General features: G+C 44.0%; 12 protein-coding genes. 5 read left to right on the forward strand and 7 right to left on the reverse strand.

The features are described from left to right. Positions 1 to 87: 87 nt before the first annotated feature. Entirely contained in the window at positions 88 to 1,734 is a 1,647-nt protein-coding gene (locus tag GO495_RS02515; RefSeq protein ID WP_157298124.1) for a UxaA family hydrolase, read from the reverse strand. 261 nt (positions 1,735 to 1,995) lie between these two features. Here GO495_RS02515 and kduI point away from each other — a divergent pair, with 261 nt between their 5' ends. The 5 genes from kduI to GO495_RS02540 are packed head-to-tail and all read left to right on the forward strand — an operon-like array spanning position 1,996 to position 7,167. Continuing rightward, positions 1,996 to 2,832, forward strand: coding sequence for a 5-dehydro-4-deoxy-D-glucuronate isomerase (kduI, locus tag GO495_RS02520; protein ID WP_157298125.1), 837 nt, complete (start codon positions 1,996 to 1,998; stop codon positions 2,830 to 2,832). Positions 2,833 to 2,843: 11 nt separating this feature from the next. Next, on the forward strand, positions 2,844 to 3,611 hold the full coding sequence (gene kduD / locus GO495_RS02525; protein ID WP_157298126.1) for a 2-dehydro-3-deoxy-D-gluconate 5-dehydrogenase KduD: 768 nt from the start codon (positions 2,844 to 2,846) through the stop codon (positions 3,609 to 3,611). Positions 3,612 to 3,633: 22 nt separating this feature from the next. After that, positions 3,634 to 4,689: a LacI family DNA-binding transcriptional regulator gene (locus GO495_RS02530; RefSeq protein WP_157298127.1), complete on the forward strand. Its 1,056-nt coding sequence runs from the start codon at positions 3,634 to 3,636 to the stop codon at positions 4,687 to 4,689. A gap of 19 nt (positions 4,690 to 4,708) precedes the next feature. Further along, entirely contained in the window at positions 4,709 to 5,896 is a 1,188-nt protein-coding gene (locus GO495_RS02535; RefSeq protein WP_157298128.1) for a glycoside hydrolase family protein, read from the forward strand. Further along, positions 5,896 to 7,167, forward strand: a complete 1,272-nt coding sequence (locus GO495_RS02540; protein WP_157298129.1) for a DUF2264 domain-containing protein — start codon at positions 5,896 to 5,898, stop codon at positions 7,165 to 7,167. The genes GO495_RS02535 and GO495_RS02540 overlap by 1 nt, the downstream gene beginning before the upstream one ends. Before the next feature lie 20 nt (positions 7,168 to 7,187). Here the strand turns inward: GO495_RS02540 and GO495_RS02545 are convergent, their stop codons facing one another. The 6 genes from GO495_RS02545 to GO495_RS02570 all read right to left on the reverse strand — a co-directional run bounded on the left by GO495_RS02545 (position 7,188) and on the right by GO495_RS02570 (position 13,613). Continuing rightward, positions 7,188 to 7,865 (reverse strand): response regulator transcription factor, encoded by a 678-nt coding sequence (locus tag GO495_RS02545; protein WP_157298130.1) that lies wholly within the window; start codon positions 7,863 to 7,865, stop codon positions 7,188 to 7,190. Further along, complete coding sequence (locus tag GO495_RS02550; RefSeq protein ID WP_157298131.1) at positions 7,837 to 8,673, reverse strand: sensor histidine kinase; 837 nt, start codon at positions 8,671 to 8,673, stop codon at positions 7,837 to 7,839. The genes GO495_RS02545 and GO495_RS02550 overlap by 29 nt, the downstream gene beginning before the upstream one ends. Continuing rightward, positions 8,643 to 9,269: a hypothetical protein gene (locus tag GO495_RS02555; protein WP_157298132.1), complete on the reverse strand. Its 627-nt coding sequence runs from the start codon at positions 9,267 to 9,269 to the stop codon at positions 8,643 to 8,645. Before GO495_RS02555 ends, GO495_RS02550 begins: the two co-directional genes overlap by 31 nt. A 221-nt stretch (positions 9,270 to 9,490) precedes the next feature. Then, entirely contained in the window at positions 9,491 to 9,946 is a 456-nt protein-coding gene (locus GO495_RS02560) for a hypothetical protein (RefSeq protein WP_157298133.1), read from the reverse strand. A 747-nt stretch (positions 9,947 to 10,693) separates the two neighbouring features. Continuing rightward, positions 10,694 to 11,212 (reverse strand): hypothetical protein, encoded by a 519-nt coding sequence (locus GO495_RS02565; RefSeq protein WP_157298134.1) that lies wholly within the window; start codon positions 11,210 to 11,212, stop codon positions 10,694 to 10,696. Positions 11,213 to 11,315: 103 nt separating this feature from the next. Next, a complete protein-coding gene (locus tag GO495_RS02570) occupies positions 11,316 to 13,613 on the reverse strand; it encodes a GH92 family glycosyl hydrolase (protein ID WP_157298135.1) in 2,298 nt (765 codons plus the stop codon). Between the last annotated feature and the right edge of the window lie 11 nt (positions 13,614 to 13,624).

Below are 13,624 nucleotides of genomic sequence, written 5' to 3' on the forward strand. Positions count from 1 at the left end.
CAAATTTAAAGCTCCGTCAGCTCCGTGTTTATAGCAAAAATAATCTTCTCTTTTATTTGCTACAAACACGGAGCTTTTTGAATAGTACTAAAGACTTACACCCCGTTTCCACGGAATGAAATCGTCCTGGTTTAAAAGTTCTGCTTTGGTATGTACTTCTCCATTAGCGGTCCTGATCACAAACTCCATAATCTCTTCACCCATCTCTTCAATACTTTTTTCTCCACTGATGATGGTACCGGTATTGATATCGATGATATCAGGCATGCGTTGTGCCAGTTTGGTATTGGTAGCCAGTTTCACTACAGGAGCGATAGGATTGCCGGTAGGCGTGCCTAATCCCGTTGTGAACAGTACGATATTAGCGCCGGACCCTACTTCCGCAGAGGTAGATTCCACATCATTACCAGGAGTGCACAGCAGGTTCAACCCCGGTTTCTTCACATATTCCGTATAGTCCAGTACGTCAGTAACAGGGGAGATACCACCTTTTTTAGCCGCGCCTGCCGATTTGATCGCATCTGTGATCAGACCGTCTTTGATATTACCCGGAGAAGGGTTCATATAAAAACCGGAGCCAACAGATTCTGCCTTACTTTCATACGCACGCATGATGCGGATGAATTTATCCGAAGTATCTTTTTCCACGCAACGGTTGATCAGTTCCTGCTCTACACCGCAGAGTTCGGGGAATTCTGATAAGATAGAGGTGCCACCCAACGCCACCAGCAGGTCGGAAGTATGACCAACGGCCGGGTTAGCTGAAATACCGGAGAAGCCGTCAGATCCACCGCATTCCAGTCCGATTACCAGTTTGGATAAAGGAGCAGGCTGACGGGTTATTTTATCCGCCTCTATCAGCGCCAGGAAAGTCTCTTTGATGGCGTCAGACAGCATGGCGTATTCAGAAGCGCTTTTCTGCTGTTCGAATACCAGTAAAGGTTTGTCGAATGCAGGGTTCAGTCTTTGCAGGGATGCCTGCAGGATAGATACCTGTGCATGCTGGCAACCCAGGCTGAGGATAGTAGCGCCTGCCACGTTGGGGTGATGGATATAACCTGCCAGCAGGGCGCAAAGCGCATCTGCATCCTGGCGGGTACCCCCGCAGCCACCTTCATGTGTAAGGAATTTGATACCATCTATATTGGAGAATACGGTGTTGCGTTTGCCGGCAGCAGCCATTGCTTCTGCCTTGTATTCCTTAATAGCAGCTACATTGCCTTGTTTATATAAGGAAACCAGGTCCTGCACCTGCTCGTTGTAAACTTCAGTAGGAGCGAAGCCCAGTCCTTTTTCAAAAGCGGTCTTAATCACGCCCACATTGCGGTTCTCGCAGAATACCAGTGGAATTACCAGCCAGTAATTACGAGTACCTACCTGTCCGTCTTTACGATGGAAACCGTTGAAGGTGCGTGTTTTCCATTTGCTTACATCAGGCTTTTTCCATTCTATATTGCCTTCTTTTTCGTGGAAAGCATTGGCATCATGCCTGATATTGGATATAGTGATCACTTCTCCTTTGTGAACAGGCTCATTGGCTTTACCCACCAGTACACCGTACATGATGATAGGGTCACCGGCCTGTACATCGGCGATCATAAATTTATGTTTGGCAGGGACGTTTTTCAGCAGTTTGATCGTGGAACCATTAAACCCGATCTCAGTGCCGCTTTGCAGATCCTGCAAGGCTACCAGAACATTGTCGTCGGGATGTATTTGTAGAAACGTATTCATGGTGGCTAAAGTATGAAATAAGACAACCCGCTGTTAATACTAAAATCTTAATCCATGATGAGATTTTGACTTCACTTCTTTGCTAAATCCGTTTAGCGGAAAATTTAACATTAAAAAGGGAGGGTGTCCTATACTGTCCTACCTTTTTTGCCCTTGCTGTATTTATAGTGCAAACGTTTGCAATTTTCGGCATTATATTCTATCTTTCCATCCCGTTATGAAGAATACCTTCATCATTTCTAAAATTAATATGTCGAGATTATGACCGCAGAAACGAGGTATGCCTCCAGTCCGGCTGCTGCGCAGCGTTGGAATACAGAAGAAACAAGGAATGAACTCTTAATAGATAAACTGTTTGAGAAGGATAATGTAAGACTGGTATACAGCCATTACGACCGCTTCATTACCGGTGGTATCATGCCTGTGGCCGGTCCTGTAAAGCTGGAAGCGCCGGACCAGTTAAAGGCTGTATACTTCCTGGAAAGGCGTGAACTGGGCATCATTAACGTGGGTGGTGCAGGCACTGTGACCGTAGACGGAGAAGTATTTGAAATAGGCTATAAAGAAGCATTGTATGTAGGAAGAGGTAAACAGGAAGTGCTGTTCAGCAGTAAAGATGCCGGTTCTCCTGCTAAGTTTTACCTGAACTCCACACCTGCACATAAAGAATTCCCTACCCGTCATGTTACCCGCAAAGACGCAGAGGTGGTTACTTTAGGCGCCCTGGAAACATCCAATCACCGTACCATCAATAAGCTGATAGTCAGCACCGTACTGCCTACCTGCCAGTTGCAGATGGGTATGACAGAGCTGAAAACAGGCAGTGTATGGAACACGATGCCGGCACATACGCACGACAGGCGTATGGAAGTATACTTCTATTTTGAAGTACCACAGGGGCAGTCTGTCTGCCATTTCTGGGGGCAGCCACAGGAAACAAGGCATATCTGGATGCAGAACGAGCAGGCAGTCATTTCTCCGCCATGGTCTGTACACTCCGGCGCCGGTACCAGCAACTATACCTTTATATGGGGGATGGCCGGCGAGAACCTGGACTATGGAGATATGGATGTATGTGCAATTCCTGACCTGCGATAAACTCATCAATCATGGTATTACAATCATTTGACCTTACAGGAAAAACAGCGCTGGTAACAGGTTGTAAAAGAGGTATCGGCTTTGGGATGGCATTGGCGCTGGCAGAAGCGGGCGCCGATATCATCGGTGTTTCAGCTACTTTGGAAAAAGAAGGCAGTGAGATAGGAAAGGCGGTAACAGCGCTGGGCAGACAATTTCATGCCTACCAGGCCGACTTTAGCGACCGTACCGTTTTATATAATTTCATTAAAGAAGTAACCGGACGATTTCCTGTTATAGATATACTGGTGAACAATGCAGGTACTATTCTGAGAAAGCCCGCGGCCGAACATCCGGATGAATACTGGGATGAAGTATTGGATATCAATCTGAATAGTCCTTTTATACTTACCCGTGAAATAGGTAAACAGATGCTTTCTCATGGCAGCGGAAAGATTATCTTTACTGCATCGTTACTTACATTCCAGGGGGGGATTAATGTACCTGGTTATGCCGCAAGCAAGGGCGCAGTAGGTTCACTGGTGAAAGCCTTCGCCAATGAATGGGCGGGCAAAGGCATCAATGTAAATGCCATTGCACCCGGATATATTGCCACGGATAATACAGCAGCATTACGTGCAGATGAAAAAAGAAGTGCTGCTATACTGGACCGCATACCGGCAGGACGCTGGGGTAGTCCGGACGATTTTAAAGGTCCGGCCGTATTCCTGGCTTCCAAAGCATCGGACTATGTGCATGGTACCATCTTAACAGTAGACGGGGGATGGATGGGACGATAAAATTCCACCTGAATACTGATATATGAGCAAAAGAACAGAAAAGACAATTGTCGACATTGCAGAAGAGTTAAATCTCTCCGTTTCCACCGTTTCCCGGGCATTGAATGATCATCCCAACATCAGTGCAAAGACAAAGGAAAAGGTAAAGAAGATGGCCCGTAAAATGGGTTATCGTCCAAATACCATGGCTGCCGGATTGCGCAATAATAAAAGCAAGACCATTGGCCTGGTAGTACCGCGTATCTCCATGTTCTTCCCTGCTACTATCAGCACCGTTATCCAGAACAAATTGCAGGAGCATGGGTATAACCTGCTGATCTGTCAATCCAATGATTCGTACGAACAGGAGATAGCCCTGGCAGATACATTGTATTCCGCGCGTGTGGACGCACTGGCGGTATCTACTACTTTATATACCACCGACTTCTCTCATTTTGATGTATTCATTGAGAACAATATCCCCCTGGTATTCTTCGACAGGGTACCGAAAGATTACAATGTGAAAGTGATTAAGGGGGATGATTACCTGGGTGGGCTTACTGTTACCAAACACCTGATAGAAAGAGGATGTAAGGACATTGTACATATTTCAGGTCCGCTTACCTGTAACCTGTATATAGAAAGAGTGGCAGGGTATAAAAGCGCCTTGCAGCAGCATAAGATCCCCTTTAAGAAATCGCGGATCTTTTATCATGAACTAACCCGCGAAAATGCCTTACAGACCTGCGAGAAAATATTCGCGCAGCAGCCGTACCCGGATGGCATTTTCGCTGCCAATGATACCACCGCCATTACTATCCTGGAGTATTGCAGGAAAATAAAGCTGCGTGTGCCGGAGGATATTAAAATAGCGGGTTATTCCAACGACCCGCGTACGGAGATCATTACGCCTTCCATTACTTCTGTTGATCAGTACCCTGCATTGATGGGAGAGAAGGTAGCGGCGGCCCTGCTGGAATTGTTACAGCAGTCTAAGCCTGTGCAGCAGAAGTATAACGAAGAGATTATTCCCATTAAATTAATTGCCCGCGCTTCTACGGAAGGTCCTGTAGTGAAAGTCCGCGGAAAGAAAAAGTAATAATTTAAAAAATACACGGATGAAAAAACTCAGTTTCACATTATTTGTGTTGCTTTTTGTGATGCAGGTAATTGCCCAGACCCCTGCCCGTAAAAAACAGATGATAGCCCTGGCAGATAAGACACTTGATTTTGCTGCCAGTCAGTATAAGTTAATGATGCAGCATTTACCAGATACCGTGTTACCCCGCTCTACCAGTAAAACAGGTAGCCTGGTCACTGCGAAGTCTGATTGGTGGACGGCTGGTTTTTATCCCGGTACTTTATGGTATTTATATCAATATACTAAAGACAATACTTTAAAAGAGGAAGCCGTTAAACGCGATGCGCTTGTAGAGAAAGAGAAGAATAACAAGCATACACATGACCTCGGGTTTATGATGTATTGCAGTTTTGGTAACGGATATCGTCTCACTAATAATCCTGCTTATAAAGAAGTGCTATTGACCAGTGCGCGTTCCCTTTCCACCCGTTTTAATCCTAAAGTAGGTTGTATCAAATCATGGGACCATGGCGCCTGGGAGTTTCCTGTGATCATTGATAATATGATGAACCTGGAGCTGCTTACCTGGGCCAGCAGGGTTACGCACGATACTTCTTTTGCACATATTGCCCGTACACATGCGAATACGACTATGCTGCACCATTTCCGGAAGGACTACAGCTCTTATCATGTGGTAGCGTATGATTCCACTACCGGTGCGGTGCTGAAAAGACAAACGCACCAGGGCGCTGCGGACAGCTCTGCATGGTCGAGAGGACAGGCATGGGGATTATATGGTTATACCATGATGTACCGCGAAACGAAGGACAGGAGATATCTTGATCAGGCACAGCATATTGCTGATTTTATCTTAAATCATCCGAGGCTGCCTAAAGACCTGATCCCTTACTGGGATTATGATGCACCGGATATCCCGTCTGCTCCGAGAGATGCTTCTGCCGGTGCTGTAGCAGCTTCTGCTTTACTGGAGTTAAGCCGTTATACAAAAGGTACCGGCTCTGCCCGTTACTGGAATGCAGGAGAGAAGATGTTAGAGAGTTTATGCAGCCCTGCTTATCTGGCCAAAGCAGGAGAGAATAATGATTTTATCCTGATGCATAGTGTAGGCTCTTTACCCCACAATTCAGAGGTAGATGTGCCACTTACTTATGCAGATTATTATTTTGTAGAAGCATTGTTACGATATAAACAATGGGCTAAATAATGCAGAGACGTAATTTCATAAAAGCTATTCCATTAGTAGGCATGGCTGGTGTGGTAAAAAAAGGAGAACGTGTTTTTGTAGCAGATAACGAAGGAGAGGCGATAAATACCAGCACAGATCCTGTAAATACAGACAGAGCCTACTGGGCTTCCTTATTAAACCGCATTGCAACACCTGTTTTACTGAACCTCAGCAAAGGGCAGTTAAAACAGGTGATGCCGCTGGTGACAGCACCCGGGTATAACAAACCGGTAGAAAAGGTCACTTATTTGGAAGCCTTCGGCCGTACTATGGCAGGTATTGCTCCCTGGTTAGAACTGGGTGCTGATAATACGATGGAAGGCAGTATGCGGGCCACCTTAACAAAATATGCGCTGGAAGCAACCGCGCAGGCAGTGAACCCGGATGGCCCGGATTACATGAACTTTACAGGTAAATATGACGGGCAGCCATTAGTAGATGGCGCTTTCCTGGCGCATGCCTTTATCCGCGCCCCAAAGCAGTTATGGGCGCCGTTGCCGGCCACTGTAAAGCAACAGGTGATCAGTAGTTTTAAAAGTTTGCGCAGCATTACCCCCGGTTATAGCAACTGGTTATTATTCTCTGCTATTATAGAAGCTGCTTTATTATTATTCGGAGAGGAATGGGATGGTATGCGTGTAGATTACGCTGTTAAGAAACATGCAGAATGGTATAAAGGAGATGGGATGTATGGAGATGGGCCGGACTTCCATTTCGATTATTACAATGCTTTCGTTATCCATCCCATGTTGACTGATATACTGAAAGTATTATCAGATAAAGGAAAAATCAATAAAAAGGAATACGATACTGCTATTACAAGAATGCAACGTTACGGTGTTATCCAGGAAAGACTGATTTCTCCGGAGGGGACCTTCCCTGTAGTCGGAAGGTCAATGGTATACCGGAATGCGGCATTCCAGCCGCTGGTACAGCTTGCATTACATGAGCAGCTACCGGAAGTATTGTCCCCGGCACAGGTACGTTGTGCCTTAACAGCAGTGATGAAGAACATCTTTGAAACAAAAGGGACCTTTGATGACAAAGGCTGGCTGCAACCTGGTTTTTGTGGTTATCAGCCGGAGATCGCAGATGTATATACAGCAACCGGTAGCTTATATCTATGCACTACCGGGTTTCTGGCCCTTGGGTTACCTCCTGAACATGCTTTCTGGGCGGGAAAGCCGGAGGAATGGACAGCTCAGAGAGCCTGGAAAGGAAAGACCGTCTTTAAAGACCATGCATTGTAATGAATCAATGCTATTTATTATCAATCAGTATTGATATCGATCAAACCATATCTGATCCCGAAAATCACCAGTCCTACCCTTGTTTTTACTTTCAGTTTATCACAAAGACTGCTTTTGTAATCATCAATGGTACGCGGGCTTACGAACATCTTCTGCGCGATCTCTTTATAGGATAATTCAGTACAGAGATACTGTAAGAACGTTTTCTCTTTAGGTGTCAGCTCTATCTTCTCATTGAGTGATAATACATCCTTCTGCAGGCCGGAAATCACTTTCCCTGAGATATAATCAGGGAGATAGAAGTCTTTTTTGATAATAGAATCAAATGCTTCCTGCAAATCGTCCGGCTCCACATTTTTCATGATATAGCCTTTAGCGCCTGATTTCAGCATCTTGATGATCACAGATTCATCATTCAGCATAGACAGGGCCAGTACTTTGATCTGAGGGAAGTGGTTATTGATCCAGGTAGCAGTTTCGTATCCGTTCATACCGGGCATATTCACGTCCAGGATAAGGATATCCGGTAGCTGTAGTTCACGGTTATTAATGATCTTCACTACTTCTTCTCCGTTGCTGGCTTCAAACAAAATGAAGTAATCCTGGAAGGTATTAATTAGCCTGCTGAGTGCTTTTCTTACCAGTACATGGTCGTCGGCAATGGCCACACTATATTTCGATTTCCTCGTTATGCTCATGGAATGACTGTTTGTTTACTGGGATAGTGATCCTGATAGCAGTACCACTATTTTTTACACTATGGATATGGAAAGTGCCACCTATCAGAGAGGCCCTTTTACGAATGTTTCTTAGTCCTAAACCTTTTTGATTTTCCTGTTCAGCAAATAATGCTTCGGGATCAAACCCAATACCATTATCTGTTATTTCCAGTACGATGATGTCGGCATTACGGGACAGGCTAACCTCTACTTTGCTTGCGCGGGCATGTTTAACAATGTTGTTCAGCATTTCCTGTACAATACGAAAGAGGATGATCTCTGTCTGATGGTCAAGCAGGTTCCGGATATCAACAAAATTAACAGAAGTTTCGTATAAATTGGTCCTTTTCAGTCTTTCGAGTTCGAATTCGATGGAATTGGCCAATCCAACTTCCGTAACGCGGTCGGTATGCAGACTGCGGGACAGATCTCTTAATTCAGTAATGGCCTTTTGCAAAGCTTTCCTGCTTTCCTCAATATATTCCTGTGCTTCGCTGTTATTTTCCACCGGTACTGTTAACAGGGACAAGGCTACGAAGGTGAGCGACTGCCCGATGTTATCATGAATCTCCTGAGAAAGATGTCCAAACACGTTTTCCTGTATCTCGAGCTGGGATTTCAGCAGCTCCTGTTCGTATCTTTCTTTCATCAGGTGTAATTCCTGTGTTTGTGCCTGTCTGCCTTTCTGGTTGAGTATCAACATAATTACGATGAACCCTACCAGCAAAACAAGCAGGAAGATGGATGTGAAAATAACTATGAAGACTTCCTGAAAATTAGATTGCATACAAACGAAATGCTGAATAATAAATATAGAATAATATTCATCACAACATTAATAGGATAAATAATCCTATAAACATAGGGTGGCATGTTGGCAATAACATTTAAAATTCCGTTTATTGGCAGGCTGCAGGTATTATAGAATAGTATGCCTGTTGATATCCAGAATGTAGGATCATGCAAAAGGCTTTGAGGGCTGGGATATTTAATACGTTCATAGAAGTAAGAAATACTGGCCATTACTACTAAAGTGCAGCCACATATAAGCGAATAAGTATTGAAAGTGTGTAATCCCTGTATGAACACCACATTTATCAGCGCCAGGATAGGGTATATAACAGCTACCCAGGTGAGGATAGACATCACTTTCCTGTTTTGCAGGAAAGATCTCATCAGGTATATAAGATAGGTAAAGTTGATGATGGTGTAAAAATTATAGAAGATCAGGTTGTTTTTCCAATGCAGACTGTACCACCAGCCAATGACCTCTACAGTGATCGTCAGTAGTATATATAGGATGAAAGAGTTGAAGTAATGAGGACGTTGGTTTTTTATCCTGGAAAACAGGGCAATGATGAAACAAAGAATATAAATGACCACATGTAAAGGTAGTTTGTACAGTGAATTATGCGCGAAAGCAAGGACATGTAGGCCTACACAGAACGATGAATATTGAAAACAACTATTTAGCACTGACACAAGGATATTTATAGTGGATGGCAAATTAAGAAAACTGGGGGTTAAATAATTTTTGTTTAAAAATAAACTGCCGGATATGTATCCGGCAGTTTAGATGACATTTATATAAATGGGGCAAATGTTTATATATTGATGGTTTCTTTTTGAGCGAGTTTTGGTGTTGATTTTACATCTGGGCCACACGCAGGAGGGCAAGGAAGTCCATAATTAAAGGCTATGATCTCAGCTCCTTTAGGTGTAGAAACATACAGATCTTTATTTTCGGTTTTACCGGTTTGGCTCGTTTTCTGCTGGGTAGCAACAAAAACAATTGTTTGTCTGTCTTCCAGCAGGATGTTTTCAGGGAAAGAAGAAGGATACACACCAAAGTAAACCCTTATACCATCTGCACCAGCTGTTTCAGCCGTTTCTATGTATTGCTTCAGCTCTTCAAGGCTATACCATACGCTCAGGGAATCCATTTTGCCCAGGCGTTCGGAGTTAGCTTTCCACCTGTTTTCTTTATAATTATCGCGCAGCATTGTAACATGCTTATCATTCACAAACTGACCGGCTTTCATGATTTTAATGGCAGACATAAGATATTAATTTAGGTTTTTAGATCTCATTAACAATCTAAAACTACATTTAATGTGAGGACATAAATTACCCTAAGTTATTAATAATCATAACATTACAAACATGATAAATTCATAATTACTAGCTAATCAGTTCATATATAATTTTCTTTAATCTAAAAACCGGTCTTTCCTGATAAATATTCATGTAAATATGAATAAAAAACTGCGTAAATAACGGTACTATTTTGCCGTATTTTATCGGCATAAATTAATATTCTGAGAAGGATATCCTATTTTCTGACAAGCCTGGACGGAATAATGATACCCGCACGTGTGTTTTATAATGAGCGACTAAAACCTACCGTGAAATACCGGGATAATACATACCGTGATTCACGCAGTTTGTTGTCACATAGAGCTACATTTCCTCTTGATTTATTGCCGGTTTTTTCCACCTGCTAACCTGTGATCTGAGGATTAATTATCAATTATTTACATGCTGAAATGACGCTATTACCATGAGGCACAGGGGTTTTGGCTGTTTTGACCCAAATAAGATGTTGTAACTTGCATATTGCCGTTTACGTTTGTCCAGTCCGTTTACTTTTCTCACCGCACTACAGCAACTATATTTTTAATAATATTGATGCAGGCAATAAGCCTGAATGCTGATTTAAAATATTGTACCCTTTGAAAACCCTATAATTGTATTGTCCCCCCCAAAGTACCATAACTGGCCTGCTTTTTAGCAGGCCTTTTCTTTTGCTATATACTCACAGCAATGAGGTAATCTTTCAGTGCAGGAACGTCGTAGAAGAAGCGGAAAGAGATGACAGTGTTGATGGAAGTTTCGTATACAGGACTGAAGAGAGAGACTTCTGTTTCGCCTTCTGTAACCCATAGGCTTTGGGTCCCAACCAGCTTTCCTGCAACAGTGGATTTACAGATTTCAGGCTCTCCGTAAAGTTGACTGAGCCTGCTGACAAGGTGTTTGTTCACTTCTCTCGGATAAAGAAAAATGCGGTTGATAAAGCCTTCTTCGTTCGTAGATGCAAACAGGTGACGCAGCTCTAAACCTGTGTCCCTGCTTTCTATGGTGCATTTCAGATCGCCGTCAAATACATGGTAAAGGGAAGTGGCAGGAAAGACGTCGAAGGTATGCCTACCCATGAAATGATCAAAGGGTAACATGCCGTATAGTTGTTCCGGTCTTTTGCCCAGCTGTATATCACCAATGCCCAGGTGGTTAAACCTGAAACTGTGCTGTTGCGGTGTGGGTTTCATATATACACGTTAGTATATATAAATGTACACATAAAACTCAGAAGGTCAGCAACAAATGGGATGAACCATTCGCTGCTGACCTTCTGCGTAGCCTGGTATTTACTTATTTTTTTGGCTTGGCTCCCATATAGAAAACCAGTTTTCCGCCATTCATGATATCTGCATGTGTGATGGAATTCGTCGTTACAGGCTGGCCGTTCAACGTTACTTTCTGTACATATACGTTCTTGTCACTTTGTCCGGGAGCCTCTATGGTAAAGGTTTTGCCGTTTTCCAGTGTTAAAGTCGCTTCCTTTACGGCAGGGCTGCCCAGGATGTACTGATCGGAACCAGGACAAACAGGATAAAAGCCCAGGGAAGTGAAGATATACCAGGCACTCATCTGGCCACAGTCGTCATTACCACCTAATCCGTCTGAGGATGGACGGTACATCTTTTTCAGGATCATACGCACTCTTTCCTGTGTTTTCCATGGTTCGCCGGTCCAGTTGTACAGATAAGCCGCATGATGGGAGGGCTCGTTACCGTGTACATAGTTACCAATGATACCATCGCGGGTAATGTCTTCTGTTTCTGCGAAGAATTCGTCCGGCAGATGCATGGTGAACAGGGAATCCAGGTGTTTGGAGAAGCTCTTTTTACCGCCGCGCAGTTCAATCATTTCTGCAGGATACTGTGGTACATACAAACTGTAGTTCCATGCATTCCCTTCAATGAAGCCCTGGTTGTCTGTTTTCAGCGGATCGAACTCCTTACGGAAAGTGCCGTTATCCAAACGGGGACGCATATATCCGCTGGCTGCATCATATACGTTACTGTAGTTCTTTGAACGTTTGATGAACTCATCGTAAATATCCTGTCTGTTCAGCTTCTTTGCCATCTGTGCGATACACCAGTCGTCATAAGCATATTCCAGTGTTTTGGAAACAGAAGCACCGCTTTTATCTTCAGGCACATAACCTTTGTCTATGTAGTAACCCAGTCCATCATAACTACGGTGACGGGCAGTGGTTACACAGGCTTCCAGCGCTTTACCGGCATCAAACGGAGCATTGCCTTTCACTACTGCATCAGCAATGACAGATACGCTGTGGTAGCCGATCATACACCAGTTTTCATTGGCGTAGTGCGACCATACCGGCAGCATATGCTGTACGCTCTGATCGTAGTGTGCTACCATTGATTGTATCATATCTGCATTACGTTTAGGCTGTATGATATTGAACAGCGGATGTAATGCACGGTAAGTATCCCAGAGAGAGAAAGTAGTATAATTGGTGAACCCTTCAGCTTTGTGATTGTTCTGGTCCAGGCCACGGTAGCCGCCATCTACGTCCATATAGGTAGTAGGACTGATGAATGCGTGATACATGGCAGTGTAGAAGTTTACCATTTCATCTTCGCTGTTCAGTTGTGCATTGATCTTATGCAGTTCTTTGTTCCATTGTGCCTGACCATCAGCTTTCACTTTTTCAAAATCCCATCCTGGTATTTCACTACGCAGATTTTTCAATGCACCTTCCGTACTTACAGGAGAGAGGGCAAATTTGATCTTGATCTTTTCACCTGCAGTGGCTTTAAAGTCGAACCAGGCGCGGACCTGCCGGCCTGCCATTTCCGGGAAGTTATGATTGATATCAAACTTGCGCCAGAAGCCTCTGTATACATCGTTGGCATAGGTCTGATGACCATACTGATAGAATGGTTTGGAGAAAGACATCGCGAAGTATTCCACACGCGTACGTGCCCAGCCGTTAGTCTGCCGGTAACCGGTGATCAGTGTATCGTTTTCTACTCTTACGAATGTCCACACATCTTTGTTACCGTAGTTGTAGATACCTGCCATCAGGTCCAGTACAATATGCGCCTGGTCTGTAGCCTCTGCAAATGTGTACTGGTGGAAACCCACGCGGTTACTGGCCGTCAACTCGGCAGTGATATTATACTTATCGAGTTTTACTTTGTAGTAATCCGCTTCTGCCACTTCGTTATCGTGAGAGAAAGTTGAACGGTAACCGCTTTCAGGATGAGCAGCGGTGCCGGGGTTTAACATCAGTTTACCAGTGGTAGGCATGATCAGGAAATCTCCCAGATCAGAGTGACCGGTACCGCTTAAGTGGGTATGACTGAAGCCGGTGATGGTTTTATCTGCATACTGATAACCTGCGCAGTATTTGTATACGTCCGGGTTATAGTGTCCATTCTCTTCGTAGGGAATGGTATCGGTTTCAGGACTCAGTTGCACCATACCGAAAGGAACGGTAGCGCCGGGATAGGTATGTCCCATTTTTTCTGTACCGATGATAGGCTTTACATATGGCACCAGGTTTTTCTCCTGTGCATTTGCGTATAATGCAATGAAGGTAAAGAGTGAAAGGTGGTAAGCGAAACGTACACCCATTGTCTAAAGTG

Origin of the sequence: Chitinophaga oryziterrae (genome assembly GCF_009758125.1) — a bacterium.
Lineage (GTDB): Bacteria > Bacteroidota > Bacteroidia > Chitinophagales > Chitinophagaceae > Chitinophaga > Chitinophaga oryziterrae.

Coding starts and splice junctions, on each gene's coding strand:
- GO495_RS02545 (WP_157298130.1), bottom strand. CDS start 7,865: ATGAGCATAACGAGGAAATCGAAATATAGTGTGGCCATTGCCGACGAC.
- GO495_RS02515 (WP_157298124.1), bottom strand. CDS start 1,734: ATGAATACGTTTCTACAAATACATCCCGACGACAATGTTCTGGTAGCC.
- GO495_RS02535 (WP_157298128.1), top strand. CDS start 4,709: ATGAAAAAACTCAGTTTCACATTATTTGTGTTGCTTTTTGTGATGCAG.
- GO495_RS02550 (WP_157298131.1), bottom strand. CDS start 8,673: ATGCAATCTAATTTTCAGGAAGTCTTCATAGTTATTTTCACATCCATC.
- kduI (WP_157298125.1), top strand. CDS start 1,996: ATGACCGCAGAAACGAGGTATGCCTCCAGTCCGGCTGCTGCGCAGCGT.
- kduD (WP_157298126.1), top strand. CDS start 2,844: ATGGTATTACAATCATTTGACCTTACAGGAAAAACAGCGCTGGTAACA.
- GO495_RS02540 (WP_157298129.1), top strand. CDS start 5,896: ATGCAGAGACGTAATTTCATAAAAGCTATTCCATTAGTAGGCATGGCT.
- GO495_RS02570 (WP_157298135.1), bottom strand. CDS start 13,613: ATGGGTGTACGTTTCGCTTACCACCTTTCACTCTTTACCTTCATTGCA.
- GO495_RS02565 (WP_157298134.1), bottom strand. CDS start 11,212: ATGAAACCCACACCGCAACAGCACAGTTTCAGGTTTAACCACCTGGGC.
- GO495_RS02560 (WP_157298133.1), bottom strand. CDS start 9,946: ATGTCTGCCATTAAAATCATGAAAGCCGGTCAGTTTGTGAATGATAAG.
- GO495_RS02530 (WP_157298127.1), top strand. CDS start 3,634: ATGAGCAAAAGAACAGAAAAGACAATTGTCGACATTGCAGAAGAGTTA.